Annotated in this window: 13 protein-coding genes; 7 read left to right on the top strand and 6 right to left on the bottom strand. The window is 62.6% G+C overall.

Translation table 11 applies throughout. From position 1 onward, the window contains the following. Positions 1–13: 13 nt before the first annotated feature. Positions 14–685 carry an invasion associated locus B family protein gene (locus MUY21_RS08265; RefSeq protein ID WP_248409839.1) on the bottom strand — a complete coding sequence of 224 codons (672 nt, stop codon included), beginning with the start codon at positions 683–685 and terminating at the stop codon, positions 14–16. A gap of 549 nt (positions 686–1234) precedes the next feature. Between MUY21_RS08265 and MUY21_RS08270 the strand changes: the two genes are divergently transcribed. Then, positions 1235–2785, top strand: coding sequence for a helicase HerA-like domain-containing protein (locus tag MUY21_RS08270; protein ID WP_248409840.1), 1551 nt, complete (start codon positions 1235–1237; stop codon positions 2783–2785). Positions 2786–2801: 16 nt separating this feature from the next. Here the strand turns inward: MUY21_RS08270 and MUY21_RS08275 are convergent, their stop codons facing one another. Next, a complete protein-coding gene (locus tag MUY21_RS08275; RefSeq protein WP_248409841.1) occupies positions 2802–3158 on the bottom strand; it encodes a hypothetical protein in 357 nt (118 codons plus the stop codon). Positions 3159–3279: 121 nt separating this feature from the next. Further along, a complete protein-coding gene (locus tag MUY21_RS08280) occupies positions 3280–4554 on the bottom strand; it encodes an HlyC/CorC family transporter (RefSeq protein ID WP_248409842.1) in 1275 nt (424 codons plus the stop codon). An 89-nt stretch (positions 4555–4643) separates the two neighbouring features. On the opposite strand from MUY21_RS08280, the gene MUY21_RS08285 reads away from it, so the two are divergent. Then, complete coding sequence (locus MUY21_RS08285; protein ID WP_248409845.1) at positions 4644–5945, top strand: MmgE/PrpD family protein; 1302 nt, start codon at positions 4644–4646, stop codon at positions 5943–5945. A gap of 68 nt (positions 5946–6013) precedes the next feature. Here MUY21_RS08285 and MUY21_RS08290 read toward each other — a convergent pair whose 3' ends face one another. Genes MUY21_RS08290 through MUY21_RS08300 form a run of 3 tightly spaced genes read right to left on the bottom strand, consistent with a single transcriptional unit; the run spans position 6014 to position 8170 of the window. After that, positions 6014–6505, bottom strand: a complete 492-nt coding sequence (locus tag MUY21_RS08290) for a CinA family protein (RefSeq protein WP_248409846.1) — start codon at positions 6503–6505, stop codon at positions 6014–6016. Beyond that, positions 6502–7008, bottom strand: coding sequence for a phosphatidylglycerophosphatase A (locus tag MUY21_RS08295; protein WP_248409847.1), 507 nt, complete (start codon positions 7006–7008; stop codon positions 6502–6504). Before MUY21_RS08295 ends, MUY21_RS08290 begins: the two co-directional genes overlap by 4 nt. A 4-nt stretch (positions 7009–7012) precedes the next feature. Next, positions 7013–8170, bottom strand: a complete 1158-nt coding sequence (locus MUY21_RS08300) for a bifunctional 2-C-methyl-D-erythritol 4-phosphate cytidylyltransferase/2-C-methyl-D-erythritol 2,4-cyclodiphosphate synthase (protein ID WP_248409848.1) — start codon at positions 8168–8170, stop codon at positions 7013–7015. A 166-nt stretch (positions 8171–8336) separates the two neighbouring features. Here MUY21_RS08300 and dusB point away from each other — a divergent pair, with 166 nt between their 5' ends. The 5 genes from dusB to MUY21_RS08325 all read left to right on the top strand — a co-directional run bounded on the left by dusB (position 8337) and on the right by MUY21_RS08325 (position 15556). Beyond that, positions 8337–9317 (top strand): tRNA dihydrouridine synthase DusB, encoded by a 981-nt coding sequence (gene dusB, locus MUY21_RS08305; protein WP_248409849.1) that lies wholly within the window; start codon positions 8337–8339, stop codon positions 9315–9317. Further along, entirely contained in the window at positions 9314–10396 is a 1083-nt protein-coding gene (locus MUY21_RS08310; RefSeq protein WP_248409850.1) for an ATP-binding protein, read from the top strand. Before dusB ends, MUY21_RS08310 begins: the two co-directional genes overlap by 4 nt. Positions 10397–10398: 2 nt before the next feature. After that, positions 10399–11772 carry a response regulator gene (locus MUY21_RS08315; RefSeq protein WP_248409851.1) on the top strand — a complete coding sequence of 458 codons (1374 nt, stop codon included), beginning with the start codon at positions 10399–10401 and terminating at the stop codon, positions 11770–11772. A gap of 140 nt (positions 11773–11912) precedes the next feature. Further along, complete coding sequence (locus MUY21_RS08320) at positions 11913–14126, top strand: PAS domain-containing sensor histidine kinase (RefSeq protein ID WP_248410042.1); 2214 nt, start codon at positions 11913–11915, stop codon at positions 14124–14126. Next, positions 14123–15556 (top strand): sigma-54 dependent transcriptional regulator, encoded by a 1434-nt coding sequence (locus MUY21_RS08325; protein WP_248409852.1) that lies wholly within the window; start codon positions 14123–14125, stop codon positions 15554–15556. Before MUY21_RS08320 ends, MUY21_RS08325 begins: the two co-directional genes overlap by 4 nt. The last annotated feature ends 42 nt before the right edge of the window (positions 15557–15598 follow it).

The following is a 15598-nucleotide window of genomic DNA, read 5'->3' on the forward strand; positions in this document are numbered from 1 at the left end:
CTGAACGCGCGGTTTACTGCTGCGCAGGGACCGGCACGACCAGTTCGTTATAGGAATCGGTGAACCCTTTCAACGACATGGTCAGGTTGACCTTCTGATCAGGGGCCGCTGCCGGAACGATGGTCACGGTGGCGGTCGCGCCGCGTTTGAACCCGTCCACCTCGGCCTGGGTGAAGCCGATATTCGCCACGCAACCGGGTTGCGCGCAGAACCGGAACGGATAGCGTTTGCCTTGCCCGCCATCGACCGCAACGGTCAGTTGCTGGGTCAACAGGGTTTCCAGCGGCACGACCACAGTGGCCCCTGCCACGGCCTGCCCACCATCTGGCAGACGTCCAAGCGAGATTTCGGCCACTGCGTTGCCCTTGTCGTCTTTCAGAAGCTGATACATCTGGCAGGGGTCGTCGCCCTTACCTTCGGGCAGGGTGATGCATTTACGTTCCCAATCGCCAACGACCTTTTCGATATAAGTCTGGCCGGGCTTGCGTTCACCGTCCACCGGCTCACCCAGATCGACCTGCGGTTGGTCCCCAGTGGCTTCGGGTGCGGCCTCGGGAGCAGCCTCTGTCGCTTCCGCTGCCGGGGCATCCTCGGCGGGGGTTTCGGTTGTGTCCTGTGCAAATGCCGGGGTTGCCAGCGCCAAAAGGGCTGCCAGGGGCAGCGTTTTCATCAGCTCAGCCTTCATATCGGATCCTTGTAAATATTTCGGGTCTCATTGGATGCGTGGATAACACGACCAAAATCGGGTGTCAGGTGCAAAACCTCGATCAGAACAGGCAGACCCACGCTCTTCCCCCGATTTGGGCAAAGGATCGCCGAATCCGCTCACAGAGTCGAACGATACGTCACAGCCTTTTTACTGGTCTCTGCCGCTGTCTGCCGGCCTGAAAAAGAAAAGGGCCCGACAGGCGGACCCTTTTCTGTTGTTCTCTCCCTGCCGGACTGACCGGCTTATGGGGCAGACGCTATGTCACTTGGTCGCAGGGGTCAAGGATTTTTGCGACGTGTTTTTTGGGTGAAATGTCGGTTTTTGACGTCGCGGAAGATTTTTATGCCGTGACACGTAATTACTTCACCTTGTTAAGAAAAATGCCCCGCCCGAAGGCGAGGCCAGTCTGACAGGGAGGATGTCAACCCCGACAGTCAACATCTGCCGGGATGAATCCACTCTGGCGCAGAAGGGTTAATTTTGTATTGTTCTGACAGGTGATTTCAGCCCTTGGGGAGAGTGTGAATGGACGGTGCGATTTTTGTGGGTGGTGGCGGAGAGGATTACGCCACCAAGCAGGGGCTTTTGCTGAAATACGCCAACCGGCACGGGTTGGTCGCTGGCGCCACGGGCACCGGGAAAACCGTCACCCTGCAAATCCTGGCCGAAAGTTTTTCCGCCCAGGGCGTGCCGGTGTTCTTGTCGGATGTGAAAGGCGATTTGTCCGGGTTAGCCAAGGCCGGATCGGCCAGCTTCAAGCTGCACGAGGCCTTTACCAGCCGCGCCCAAAAGATCGGCTTTGACGATTACAGTTACGATGCCTTTCCGGTCACCTTCTGGGATCTTTTCGGCGAACAGGGCCATCCGGTCCGCACCACCGTGACCGAGATGGGGCCGCTTTTGCTGGCGCGTCTGCTGGAACTGACCGAGGCGCAGGAAGGTGTTCTGAACATCGCGTTCCGGGTGTCGGACGAACAGGGTCTGCCGCTTCTGGACCTGAAGGACTTGCAAGCTTTGCTGGTCTGGGTCGGTGAGAACGCGAAAGACCTGTCGCTGCGCTATGGCAATGTCTCGACCAGTTCCGTGGGGGCGATCCAGCGCGCGCTTTTGGTGCTGGAAAATCAGGGTGGTCACAAGCTGTTTGGGGAACCGGCGCTGGATCTGGCCGACATCATCCGCACCGATATCGACGGGCGCGGGCGCATCTCGATCCTGGCGGCGGACAAGCTGATGGGCGCGCCGCGCCTCTATGCGACGTTCCTTCTGTGGCTGTTGTCCGAATTGTTCGAGGACCTGCCCGAGGTGGGCGATCCCGACAAACCCAAACTGGTGTTCTTCTTTGACGAGGCGCATCTGCTGTTCGACGACGCCCCCAAGGCGTTGGTCGACAAGGTCGAACAGGTGGCACGGCTGATCCGGTCCAAGGGGGTGGGAGTCTATTTCATCACCCAGAACCCGGCGGATGTGCCCGAGGATATTCTGGGCCAGTTGGGCAACCGGGTGCAGCACGCGCTGCGCGCCTTTACCGCCAAGGACCGCAAGGAACTGCGGCAGGCGGCGGAAACCTATCGTGACAACCCGCGCTTTTCCACTGAAGACGCGATCCGCGAGGTCGGCGTGGGCGAGGCCGTCACCTCGTTTCTGGAAGCCAAGGGCGCGCCGGGCGTCGTGGAACGCACCCTGATCCGTCCGCCCAGTTCACAGCTGGGACCAATTGATCCGGGCGAGCGCAAGGCGCTGATCGACAACTCGCCGATCGCTGGCAAATACGAGACACTGAAAGACCGCGAAAGCGCCTATGAGGTGCTGACAAAGCGCGCCGCCGACGCCGCGAAAGCCGCGGAACAGGCCGAGCGCCGCGAAACCGAGGAAACCCTGACCTTGCGCGAGTTCAACGCCGGGCGCCGATATACGGGCAGCGAAGACGACGCGCGCCCGTCGCGCCGACGGTCGCGCAAATCTTCGGATGAAGGGTTCGGGGATGCGGTTCTGAACGTGGTGGTCAAGGAGTTGAAGGGCACCACCGGCAAACGCATCGTGCGCGGCATCTTCGGGTCGTTGTTCAAGGGGCGCTAAAGTCGCCGCGCCCGACCTATTTCAACGTATAGGTGCGTGTGGTCCCGTCTTCGCTGGTCAGAGTGGCCTGATCGCCGTCGATCGACACCTCCAGACAGCCGGACGAGCGCATCGGCTCGGGGGTCGGCTCGGTCAGGGTGCGGCAGTATTTGCCGTCCTCAACAGTCCATGTGCCAGCAAACTTCAACGCGTCATTGCCGCCGGAAATCGTGCCGTCGGGTTCAAGTTTGATCGCCAACCCGGTTTTGCCGACAAAGGATTTCCCGGCCAGTTGCTGGAACAGGGGGTCTTGGCTGTCGCTTTGGGCCATGGCGGACGGGGCGGCGATCAGCGCCGCGCAAATCGTGGCTGTCGCTTTGAAGAAGGACATCATGCAATACTCCGATACCGGTTCGTGTTGACCCAGCTAACGGCCAAAAGCCGGTCAGGTGCAAGCGTTATTCCAGCGACAATGGCGCGCAGTCCAACGCTAAGTGGCCGGGTTCGGACGGGGATCACAACGGGCGGATTTTCAGCATCGCCACCCGGTTGCCGTCGCGTTTCATCACCTCGAACCGGAAGCCGTGGAAGGAAAACACCTGTCCTTCATTGGGAATCATCTGGGCCTCGTGAATGACCAGACCGGCGATGGTGTTCGCCTCGTCATCGGGCAGGTTCCAGTCATTGGCGCGGTTGATGTCGCGGATTGTCACGGCACCGTCGACCAAAAAATTGCCGTCGGGCGCGCGTTCGATCTCCAACTCGGTCTGGTTGTCGAACTCGTCGGTGATCTCGCCCACGATCTCTTCCAGGATGTCTTCGAGCGTGATCAGACCCTCAAGCGACCCGTATTCGTCCACCACCAGCGCGAAATGCGTGTGGCGGCGCAGGAACTGGCGCATCTGGTCGTCTAGTGTGGTCGTTTCGGGGATGAAGTAAGGCTTCATCGCCACTTGCAGCACGTCAAACTCCTCGATCGGTTTGCCTTCAGCCTGCGCCATGTACATCGCGCGGCTCAGATCCTTGGCGTGAATGACGCCGATGATGTTTTCCGGCTCGTCACGATAGACCGGCAGACGGGTATGGGGCGAGGCCAGGATCTGTTCCAACACTTCGATGGCGGGGGCCGAGGCGTCGATCATCTCGATCTGGCTGCGGTGAAGCATGATTTCCTCGACCGCGCGATCCCCCAGGTCCAGCGCGCCCAGTAGGCGGTCGCGGTCTTCTTTTTCCACCGCGCCCTCGGAATGGCCCAGCGCGATGGCGCCCATGATTTCCTCGCGCACCGCCAGGATATGACTGTCCGGGTCGGTCTTTACGCCAAACAGGCTGAGCAATCCGCGGGTGATCACGCGCACCGCCGCAACGATCGGCGCAAACACCAGGATCACCATGGAAATCGGGCCAGAGGCTTTGGCCGCTGCGTCCTCGGGCCGGGTGATGGCATAGGTTTTGGGAAGCACCTCGGCGAAAATCAGGACCAGCAGGGTCATCACCAGGGTGGCCAGCGCCACGCCGCTGTCGCCGAAGAGCCGTGTGAACAGCGCGGTGGCCAGTGAAGCGGCGAGGATGTTCACCAGGTTGTTGCCCAGCAACACAGAACCGATCAGCCGCTCGTTGTCTTCGGTGATCGACAGGGCGCGTTCGGACCCCCGATCGCCCCGGTCGGCGCGTGACCTGAGCTTGCCGCGCGAGGCTGCGGTCAGCGCCGTTTCTGATCCAGAAAAAAAGGCAGACAAAACAAGAAGAGCCGCAATCGCGGCGCTGCTGATCCAAAATCCGGTATCCATGATGTTCCTGATTGCCTTTCGTATTTCCTGTTAGTGTTATGTAGCGCAACGCGTATGCTTTCAAGGGACGGACAGGAAAGGGGCGTCGGATGGGCGTGGTCATGGAGGAACTTTCGCGCTTCGGCATCGGGCCGGTGCGGGGCGATGCGGGGCACGCCGCGCGCGAGATGATGGCCCTGTCACTGATGGATTGGGCCTCGGTCACGATGGCCGGCACGGGCGAACCCGTGGCGCGGATCATGCGCGACATGGCGGTTGACGACGGGGGCGGGGCACAGGCCAGTGTGGCGGGGCTCGCGCGGAAGCTTCCGGTGCGGGCGGCGGCGATGGTCAATGGCACTACGTCCCATGCGCTGGATTATGACGACACGCATTTCGCCCATATCGGGCATCCGTCCGTGGCCGTGGTGCCGGCCGCGCTGGCCATTGCCGAATGGATCGAGGCGCCGGGCGCGGATATGCTGGACGCGGCCCTGATCGGCGTCGAAGGGTCGATTCGCATGGGGCGCTGGCTGGGACGCAGCCATTATCAGACCGGGTTTCATCAGACCGCCACCGCCGGGGCGTTTGGGGCCACACTGGCGGCGGGGCGTCTGCTGGCGCTCAGTGCCGATCAGATGGCCCATGCGCTGGGTCTGTGCGCCACCCGGGCGGCGGGTCTGAAAAGCCAGTTCGGCACGATGGGCAAACCTTATCACGCGGGGCTGGCCGCCCAGACCGGGGTCGAGGTCGCACGCGCCGCCAAGGCGGGCTTTGTCTCGACCCTTGACGGGATCGAAGGCGCGCAGGGCTTTGGCCGCACTCATGCGGCGCAGGCGGATATCTCGGCCATCGAAGGGCTGGGCCGGACCTGGGATATACTGACGATCAGTCACAAATTTCATGCCTGCTGTCACGGCACGCACGCGATGCTGGAGGCGCTGGCCAAGATCGACATCGCCGCGCCCGACATGGCCGAGATGCAGCTTTGGACTCACCCGCGCTGGATGAGCGTGTGCAACATCCCCCATCCCCGCACCGGGCTTGAGGTCAAGTTTTCCTATGCGCATTGTGCCGCGATGGCCTTGTCGGGGCTTGATACCTCGGCGCTGGACAGTTTCACCGACGCCATTGCGCGGGACAGCTATCTGACGGCGCTTGCGTCACGGGTGCATGTGGTGGCGGATGACAACATCGCCGAAACGGCGGCCCGGATCGAGGTGACGATGCAATCCGGCGCGGTCCACACGTCCGAGCACAATTTGAACCGGGCCATGCCCACCGGTTCGCGTCGCGACAAGCTCGAAGCGAAAAGCCGCGCCTTGCTGGGCGCGCGGGCTGCAGAGCTGATCGACGCGGTGGGCGCGTTGCCCGATCTGCCGACACTGTGTGCGTTGTTACGGGCGGCTTGACGGGCAGGGCGCGGGCCGGGCCTTCCAGGCGCCAGTGGTTGACTTTCAGGGCTGGATCGCGGTGCAGATCAGCGCGCATCTGCCTGTCGGGCGGCGGTCAGCAATAATGATACCGCATGTGCGGCGGCCGCCCGGCGCACCCGGTCACGGCCAATCGCGCCGAACTCCACCGTTTCGGTGGTGCAGCCGCTGCGCGTCGCAAGGCCAAAGCACACACGCCCCTCCGGCTTGTGCTCGGACCCGCCCGGCCCGGCAATGCCGGTGATGGACACCGCAATCTGGGCGTCCGAGGCGGCCAGCGCGCCTTTCGCCATCTGATCCGCCACCGGTTCGGACACCGCGCCATGGCTGACCAGCAATGCCTGGCTGACGCCCAGCATGTCCCGCTTGGCCGCGTTGGAATAGGTGATGAAGCCGCGATCAAACACATCCGAACTGCCCGCGACCTCGGTCAGCCACGCGCCGACCATGCCGCCGGTGCAGCTTTCCGCGGTGGTGACGCGCAGACCCTTGGCGCGGCACAGGTCAAGCAGTTCGGCAACAGCGCGTTGATCGGTCATGGCGACATCAAGGCCGCATGGGCGCCATAGGCGGCAAGGGTCACGGTGATGGCGGCGGCCACTCCGGCATAAACGTCATCCATCATGACCCCCGTGGCATCCCCGCGCCGGTCGGCCGTGCCAATCGGCCCCAGCTTGGTGATGTCGAAGAAACGAAAGGCAAAGAAGCCGACGATCCAGCCGGGATAGAGCGCCAGAATATCCGCACCCATCAGTTTTGCTCCGAACGACACCGGAAACAGGGTGATCCACATGCCGACCACCTCGTCTATCACCACCTCGCCGGGGTCGTGATTGTCCGACCCGGAGGTGTAGGCCTCCGTGGCCTTCAGGCCAAGGTAATAGGCCACGATCGTGGCGCCGGTCAGCAGAACCGGACCGCCGATCAGGTGCAGAAGCCACGCGGCGGGCAGGGCGGCCAGCGTGCCCCATGTGCCGGGGGCGGGCCTCAGCAATCCGGCATAGAAGAAGGTGGCGATCACCTTGGCGGTGGATTTCTGCATCGGATCAGTCCTTGATCAGGGTGGCCGACGCCAAAGACGCGATGCCTTCGGAGCGCCCGGTAAATCCAAGCCGTTCGGACGTGGTGGCTTTGACCGACACCCGGTCCACCCCGATCCCCATGATCCGGGCCAGTTCAGCGCGCATCGCGTCCGCATGGGGCCCGATTTTCGGCTGCTCACAAATCAGCGTCACATCGGCATTGGACAGGCGATAGCCGCGCGTAGCGGCCAGATCGACCGCATGGCGCAGGAAAATATGGCTGTCCGCGCCCTTCCATTTTGGATCAGAGGGCGGGAAGTGCTGGCCGATGTCACCCTCGGCCAATGCGCCATAAATCGCATCGGTCAGCGCGTGCATGCCCACATCCGCATCCGAATGGCCCTTGAGCTTGCGGTCATGTGCAAGACGCACCCCGCACAGGATAACATGGTCGCCGTCTTCGAACGCATGCACGTCGAACCCGTTGCCGATGCGGATATCCATGGTCTGCTCCTTTGCCTGTTCATTCGCCCGTTGGCGGATCATCCGTTCCGCGCGGGTAAAATCGCCCGCTGTGGTGATCTTCAGGTTCCCCTCATCGCCCATCGTGATGGTCACGTCCAGCCCGGCGTTGCGCGCGACCTCGACATCGTCAGCCGCGGGGCCGGCATGGGCGCGATGGGCCGTCAGGATCGGGGCGAAGTGAAAGCCCTGCGGGGTTTGGGCGCGATAGAGCCCGTCGCGCGCCACTGTGCCGGTGACGATGCCGTCCGCGCCACGCCAAAGCGCATCGGTGACGGGCAGGGCGGGGGCGGCGCCTTGCGCTGTTGCCAACGCCTCGATTACCCCGTCGATCACCCCTGCGCTGACCATGGGGCGCGCCACGTCGTGGATCAGCACCAGATCGGGCGCGTCAGCCGCCAGTGCCTCAAGCCCCGCGCGCACGCTGGCGTCGCGGGTGGCGCCGCCATGTACCAGTTCGACCCCCTCGATCGCTTTGGCCTGCGCCCTGTCATCGGGATGGATCACCAAAAGGCAACGGGTGATGTGCGGATGGTTGCGAAACGCGGCCACGCTGCGGGCCGCCACAGTCGCGCCTGCGACCTGTCGCCACTGTTTGGGAAGGCCCGCGCCTGCACGGGTGCCGCGCCCGGCGGCGACGATAAGGGCTGCAATATCCATGGCTCTTGTTTAGGCTGTGCCGAAATGAAGGACAATGGGGCCATTTCGGCCGAAAAAACTGCACAAAAAATAGGCAAGCTGGGAATCTAGTCCTCGCGTGCGCGACGGGAAGTTGCTATTTCACAAGGCGTCTTTCAACGTCACGGGTGTTGCACAAGGATTAGGCATGACAGTCCGCGTCAGGGATATTTCCATTGATCCTCCGGTTTTACTGGCCCCGATGGCTGGCATTACCGATCTTCCGTTTCGCACCCTCGTCTCCGGTTTCGGCGCTGGGTTGGTGGTGTCGGAAATGGTGGCCAGCCAGGAAATGGTACAGGCCAAACCCGGTGTGCGCGAACGGGCGGAGCTGGGGTTTGGGCACGCCAACACCGCAGTCCAACTGGCGGCGCGTGATGTGTATTGGGCCGGAGAGGCCGCGCGGATGGTCGAACAGAACGGCGCGAAGGTCATCGACATCAACATGGGTTGCCCCGCGCGCAAAGTGGTGGGGGGGCTGTCGGGGTCGGCCCTGATGCGCGATCTGGATCGCGCGCTTCGGCTGATCGAGGCGATTGTGGGCGCGGTGTCGGTGCCCGTCACACTCAAGACCCGCCTTGGTTGGGATGATAACAGCCTGAATGCCGCCACGCTGGCGCAGATGGCCGAGGCTGCGGGCATTCAGATGATCACCATTCATGGCCGCACCCGCTGTCAATTCTACAAGGGACACGCCAATTGGGCGGCGATCCGCCCGGTGAAAGAGGCCGTTTCGATCCCGGTGATTGCCAATGGCGACATCGTGGACACAGCGACCGCGCGGCGGGCGTTGACACAAAGCGGCGCGGATGGCGTGATGATCGGGCGCGGCAGCGGGGGGCAGCCTTGGCTGCTTGCACAAGTGGCCCATAACATCTGGGGCACGCCCGCCCCCATCATTCCGCAAGGAATGGCGCTGGCGAACATGGTGACGGACCATTACCTCGCCAGTCTTGATTTCTATGGGCCGGACCTGGGCGCGCGGGTCATACGCAAGCATCTGGGCTGGTATATGGATTGGGCGGGCACCGAGGCCGGGTTGCGCCGGCGCGTCCTGTCCAGCCGGAACACGGCAGAGGTGCTTGCCATGCTGCCCGACGCGGTGCTGACCGAACGGCGCGCGGCATGAGTGGGGACGGACATCTCTGGTCGGCATTGCCCGTGCCGGCGATCGAACTGGATGCGGATGCGCGCATTCTCAGGGTCAACGGAACCGGCGAGATGTTTCTGAACACCTCGGAACGCAGCCTTCAGGGCTCACGGCTTGGGGCAAAGATCGCGCTGTCGATCAATGTCGACGACGCGATTGACCGGATCACTGGCACCGGCGGGCCGCTTTATGTGGACGGTGCCAAACTGACCCTGCCGGGCGGAGAGCTACGCGAGGTCAACCTTCAGTTTTCACCACTTGCCACATCTGCGGGGGACACCGGGCATGTGCTGGTCCTGCTTCAGCCGCGCAGCGGTGCCGAGCATCTGGGCTGGGTGCAAGGCTCGCAGGTGGCGACACGACAAGCCATCGGCATGGCCGAGATGCTGGCCCATGAAATAAAGAACCCGCTGGCCGGGATCACCGGGGCGGCGCAGCTTCTGTCGATGTCACTGTCGACCGAGGACCGGGAACTGACCGACCTGATCGTGGCCGAAAGCCGCAGGGTGGTGGCGCTGCTGGATCAGGTCGAGCATTTCGGCGATCTGCGCCCACCTGCCTGTGCGTCGGCCAACATCCATGATATTCTGGACCGGGCACGGGCCACGGCGCAGGTTGGGTTTGCGCCCGGCATGATGATCGCGGAACACTATGATCCGTCGCTGCCTGACGTCTGGGTCGATAGCGACCAGATGCAACAAGTGTTCCTGAACCTTCTGAAGAACGCCTCGCAAGCCTGCAAAGGGGAAGGGAAAATCGAGATCAGGACCTTCTATGAGGGTGGCCTGCGTCTGCGCTTGCCGGACGGAGGCCATGCAAGTTTGCCGTTGCAGGTCGAGGTGATCGACAACGGCCCCGGTCTGCCCGCCGACATCGCCAATCACGTGTTCGATCCCTTTGTGTCCGGGCGCGAGAACGGCACCGGCTTGGGGCTGGCCCTGGTGTCCAAGATCCTGACCGATCACGGCGCGTTGATCTCGGTCGACAGTCGCCCCGGACGCACCGCGTTCCGACTGTCCCTGCCAATCGCCCCGGCGCCCAATCGAAAAGGAACCTGACCATGGATGGCACCGTTCTTGTCGCGGATGATGACCGCACGATCCGCACCGTGTTGACCCAGGCGCTGACCCGTGCCGGGTGCCGGGTGCATGCCACCGGGTCGATGGCGACCCTGATGCGCTGGGTGGAAGACGGGCGCGGGGATGCGGTGATCTCGGACGTGGTGATGCCCGACGGCAATGGGCTTGAGGCCCTGCCACGGATTGCCAGGATCCGCCCCAACCTGCCGGTGATCGTGATTTCGGCACAGAACACCATCATGACCGCCATCCAGGCCGCCGAGGCCGAGGCGTTCGACTATCTGCCCAAGCCGTTCGACCTGCCGGACCTGATGAAACGCACGGCGCAGGCGCTGGAACGCAAGCGGCTGCGTGTCACACGCGATGACGAGGGGACGACCACAGACGAAGCCGCAACCGACCTGCCTTTGGTGGGCCGCACGCCGGCGATGCAGGAACTCTATCGCTTGGTGGCGCGGGTTCTGAATGTCGATCTGCCGGTGCTGATCACTGGGGAAAGCGGCACCGGCAAGTCACTGATCGCGCAGGCGCTGCACGATTTCTCGGATCGGCGTGACGCCCCGTTCATCATCGCCACGCCTGATGATCTGGCGCCCACTGACGGGGCCAGTGACGTGGTGCGCCGCGCGCGGGGCGGCACGATCCTGTTTGATGGCGTTGGCGACCTTGACGGCGATGCGCAAGCCCGCCTGTCCCGGCTGCTGGACGGGTTGGGTCCGTCCGGTCCGCGCGTTCTGGCCATTTCGCAAGGTGATCTGGCCAAGGCGGCGGCGAAAGGGGCCTTTCGCGAGGATCTCTACTATCGCCTTGCCGGGGTGGTGATCCCGGTGCCCAGCCTGCGTGAACGGATGGAGGATATTCCTGCGCTGTCCGATCATTTCCTCGCCCGCGCCGCGCGCGATGGCCTGCCCGAACGCCGGTTTTCACGCGACGCCGCGCAAACCCTGCGGGCCTTCCCCTGGCCGGGCAATGTGCGCGAGCTGGAAAACCTGGTGAACAGGCTGGTCGTCACCAGCGCCGAGGATGAAATCTCGAAATCCGAGGTGGATCTGGCGCTCGGCGGCATGGCGGCGACCAAATTCGTCGCGACCGATCTGTCGGATGAACGGCTGTCGGATTCGGTCGCGCGCCATCTGCAACGCTATTTCGATTTGCATGGCGGAACACTGCCGCCGGCGGGGCTTTACCAGCGGATTCTGCGCGAAATCGAGCTTCCTTTGATCGAAATCGCGCTGGATGCGACCGGCGGCAATCAAGCTAAATGTGCCGATTTATTGGGAATCAACCGCAATACCTTGCGTAAAAAGATCACCGAGCTCGAAATCGAGGTGACACGCCGCCGCAAATTGATGTAAAAGGGCAACAGAGCGTGGCAATTGGGCACAAGACCCGGGCCACACAGGCGGTCGCCGCGGCAACGCGGCCATGACGAGTAGGGGCGAGCACAGTGGCGCGACGCGCGGTGCGGAAGTCGAGGCTGGATCAATATCTGTCCATGCGCCGGTGGCGCAGGTTCAGGTCCGTGGGGGCCTTTGGCATGGTCGTGCTGGGGCCGGTTCTGACCATCGTGACCTTCCTGACGCTTGGACCCTTTGCACAGCGCGCCGACAGCAATACGCTGCGGCTGATCCTTCTGGCGGATGCGATCTATGTGATCATGGTGGCCGGGCTGGTTCTGGCCGGTGTGAGCCGGATGATCGTGGCGCGCCGTCAGGAAAGCGCGGGCTCGCGTCTGCATCTGCGCCTGACCATGGTTTTCGCGGTCCTCGCGCTCAGCCCGACCATCCTTGTGGCCATCTTTGCCATGCTGACCCTGAATATGGGGCTTGAGGGCTGGTTCTCGGACCGGGTGCGTACGGTTGTCGGCAATTCCCTGTCGGCCGCTCAGGCCTATAAGCAGGAAAGCCGCGACGGGCTGGTGCAGGATGGCGAGGCGCTTGCCCTGTTTCTGGAACGCCAGCGCCAGTCGCAGCTTCTGCTGACCGATGCCGAACTGGGTGCGCTTCTGACGCAGGGGCAGGCGCGTATCCAGCGGGGGCTGCGGGAAGCCTATGTGATCGACTCCAATGGCGAAATCCGGGTGCGGGGCGGTGGCTCTTATCTGTTTGACTATGAAAAACCTGATCAGGCCGCGCTGGACCGGGCGCTGGCGGGCGAAACCGTGGTGATTGAGGATTGGCAGAACAACGAGTTTCGCGTGCTGATCAAGCTGGACAATTTCTCGGACCACCTGATCCAGCTGACCCGCGACGTCAACGGCGCGATCCTTGATCTTGTGGATGAAACGCAAGAGGCCGCACTGGTCTATAACCAGTTGGAAAGCCAGCGTGGCCAGCGGCTGTTCCAGTTCGGACTGATTTATCTGGGCTTTGCCGTGATCCTGATCCTGGCCGCGATCTGGATGGGCATGTCCTTTGCCGAACGGCTGGCCCGCCCTGTCGGACGGCTGGCGGGTGCTGCACAGCGCGTCGGCGCCGGTGATCTGGATGTGCGCGTGATCGAGGAAGAGGGCGATGACGAGATTGCCATGCTGGGGCGCTATTTCAACCAGATGACCACGCAACTGAAGGCGCAACGCGAACGGCTGTTGGAAAATACCGAACAGATCGAACGCCGCCGACGCCTGTTTGACAGTGTGCTTGGGTCCGTGACCGGGGGGGTGATCGGGCTGAACGCTCGCGGGCAGGTGACCTTCGTGAACCGCGCCGCAGAAGACGTGCTGGACGTGCGCGATGAGACCGGCATTGAACAGGAACTGGCGCTTGTGGTGCCCGAATTTCAGCCTTTGCTGGACGAAGTTGCCAGCGGCACCCGTGAAACCGCCCAGACCGAGCTGCGGCTGACGCGCGGCGGCAAACAGGAAAACCTGTTGGTGCGTATCGCCACGCGCCGCTCGGACGAGGGCGGGTTGGAAGGGTATGTGGTGGCCTTTGATGATGTGACCGAACTTGTTTCGGCCCAGCGCATGGCCGCCTGGGGCGATGTGGCCCGCCGGATCGCGCATGAAATCAAGAACCCGCTGACCCCCATCCAACTGTCGGCAGAACGGATCAAGCGCAAGTTCAGCCGTGTGGAGGGCATCGATGTCGAGGCGCTGGAACAATATACCGATGTGATCGTGCGCCAGACCAATGATCTGCGCCGCATTGTCGACGAGTTTTCAAAGTTTGCCCGCATGCCGGAACCCGAACGCCGCGCCACGGATATCGTCACGCTGGTGCGGGACGCGGTGGTGCTACAACAGGCGGGGCAAGAGGGTGTGAGCATCAAGGCCAACCTTCTGAACGGTCCGATTGACGTCGAAATCGACGCCACCATGATCGGGCAGGCGTTGACGAACTTGATCAAGAATGCCGGGGAAGCCATTGAAACCCTGCAGGAAAAAGGTGTGCCAGAAGGACACGCGCCGGAAATCCGGGTGGATATGACCAGCGTTCCCGGCGGGATCGAAATTACCATCGCCGACAATGGCATTGGTCTGCCGGAAGACCGCGCGCGCCTGTTTGAACCTTATGTCACCACGCGCGCCAAGGGCACCGGGCTGGGGCTTCCGATCGTAAAGAAGATTATTGAAGAGCATGGTGGGCGCCTGACCCTTGAGGATGCGCCTGCCTTCAACACGGACAGCGCCCATTTCGGAGCGTTGGCCCGTATATTCCTGCCCACCGAGCATGGGCAGACCGAGCAGCAGAAAGCGGGGGCAATATGAGCGATATTCTGATTGTCGATGACGAACGGGACATTCGGGAACTGATCTCGGATATTCTGGAAGACGAGGGGTTTACGACCCGATTGGCGGGCACCTCAGACGAAGCGGTGGCCGCGGTGAAAGAGGAATTGCCGTCCTTGATGATCCTGGACATCTGGCTGAAGGACTCGGCCATGGACGGGATCGACATTTTGAAGATGGTCAAGCGCGAACATCCCGAGGTGCCGGTGGTGATCATCTCGGGTCACGGCAATATCGAAATTGCCGTCGCCGCCATCAAGCAGGGGGCCTATGATTTCATCGAAAAGCCCTTCAACATCGACCAGTTGATGGTGGTAATCACGCGCGCGATGGAAACCAGCCGTCTGCGTCGGGAAAACACCGAACTGAAACGCCGCGACACTCATCCGACCGAAATGATCGGATCAAGTGCGGCGTTCAAGGCTTTGAAATCACATCTGGACAAGGTGACCAAATCCAACGGCCGCGTGCTTCTGTCAGGCGCAGCCGGGGCGGGCAAGGAAATGGCCGCGCGCTATGTGCACGCCAATTCAGACCGCGCATCAGCGCCGTTTGTGGTGGTCAACTCCGCCTCGATCGAAGCGGACCGGATGGAAGAGGTCCTGTTCGGTCGCGAAAGCACCGAACGCGGGGTCGAGCCCGGCCTGCTGGAGGAGGCCAACGGCGGTGTGCTCTATTTCGACGAGGTGGCAGACATGCCGCTGGGCACGCAATCGAAGATCCTGCGCGTTCTGGTCGATCAGCGGTTCCAGCGGGTCGGCGGGACGGACAAGGTGTCGGTCGATCTCAGGGTCATATCCTCGACCAACCGCGATTTGCAGGCCGAGATTGCGCAAGGACGGTTCCGTGAGGAACTGTATCATAGGCTGAACGTGGTGCCGATCGCCGTGCCGCCTCTGGGCGAGCGGCGCGAGGATATACCGGAGCTCGCGCGCTATTTCCTTCAGGCGTTCAACCGCGATCAGGGTTTGCCCCTTCGCGATCTTGCCGAAGATGCTGAAGCGATGCTTCAGACCATGCAATGGCCGGGTAACGTGCGGCAGTTGAAGAACATGATCGAACGGGTACTGATCCTGGGCGAAGGCACGGGGCCGATCCAGGCATCGGATCTGCCGGGGCAGGACGGTGGTGGCGAGGATAGCGGCGACCAGGGGATCGTGGTGTCCGGCGCGCTGGCGATGATGCCACTGCGCGAAGCCCGCGAGGCGTTCGAGCGGGAATACCTTTTGACCCAGATCAACCGCTTTGGTGGAAATATCTCACGCACGGCAAATTTTGTCGGCATGGAGCGGTCGGCGCTGCACCGCAAGCTGAAATCCCTGGGCGTCGTGACCGGGTCGAAGGCAGGCGCGCGGATTGCCTATGTGGCGGACGAAGCAGAAGAGGCCGGGATCGAGGCCGAGGCCTGATCTTCGGGGCGGATTGTCCACCTTGGGGTGCTGGCGTCCGTG

Source organism: Aliiroseovarius sp. S2029, from assembly GCF_023195575.1.
Classification (GTDB): domain Bacteria; phylum Pseudomonadota; class Alphaproteobacteria; order Rhodobacterales; family Rhodobacteraceae; genus Aliiroseovarius; species Aliiroseovarius zhejiangensis.

Coding starts and splice junctions, on each gene's coding strand:
- MUY21_RS08315 (WP_248409851.1), top strand. CDS start 10,399: ATGGATGGCACCGTTCTTGTCGCGGATGATGACCGCACGATCCGCACC.
- MUY21_RS08290 (WP_248409846.1), bottom strand. CDS start 6,505: ATGACCGATCAACGCGCTGTTGCCGAACTGCTTGACCTGTGCCGCGCC.
- dusB (WP_248409849.1), top strand. CDS start 8,337: ATGACAGTCCGCGTCAGGGATATTTCCATTGATCCTCCGGTTTTACTG.
- MUY21_RS08325 (WP_248409852.1), top strand. CDS start 14,123: ATGAGCGATATTCTGATTGTCGATGACGAACGGGACATTCGGGAACTG.
- MUY21_RS08270 (WP_248409840.1), top strand. CDS start 1,235: ATGGACGGTGCGATTTTTGTGGGTGGTGGCGGAGAGGATTACGCCACC.
- MUY21_RS08310 (WP_248409850.1), top strand. CDS start 9,314: ATGAGTGGGGACGGACATCTCTGGTCGGCATTGCCCGTGCCGGCGATC.
- MUY21_RS08275 (WP_248409841.1), bottom strand. CDS start 3,158: ATGATGTCCTTCTTCAAAGCGACAGCCACGATTTGCGCGGCGCTGATC.
- MUY21_RS08320 (WP_248410042.1), top strand. CDS start 11,913: ATGCGCCGGTGGCGCAGGTTCAGGTCCGTGGGGGCCTTTGGCATGGTC.
- MUY21_RS08295 (WP_248409847.1), bottom strand. CDS start 7,008: ATGCAGAAATCCACCGCCAAGGTGATCGCCACCTTCTTCTATGCCGGA.
- MUY21_RS08280 (WP_248409842.1), bottom strand. CDS start 4,554: ATGGATACCGGATTTTGGATCAGCAGCGCCGCGATTGCGGCTCTTCTT.
- MUY21_RS08265 (WP_248409839.1), bottom strand. CDS start 685: ATGAAGGCTGAGCTGATGAAAACGCTGCCCCTGGCAGCCCTTTTGGCG.
- MUY21_RS08285 (WP_248409845.1), top strand. CDS start 4,644: ATGGGCGTGGTCATGGAGGAACTTTCGCGCTTCGGCATCGGGCCGGTG.
- MUY21_RS08300 (WP_248409848.1), bottom strand. CDS start 8,170: ATGGATATTGCAGCCCTTATCGTCGCCGCCGGGCGCGGCACCCGTGCA.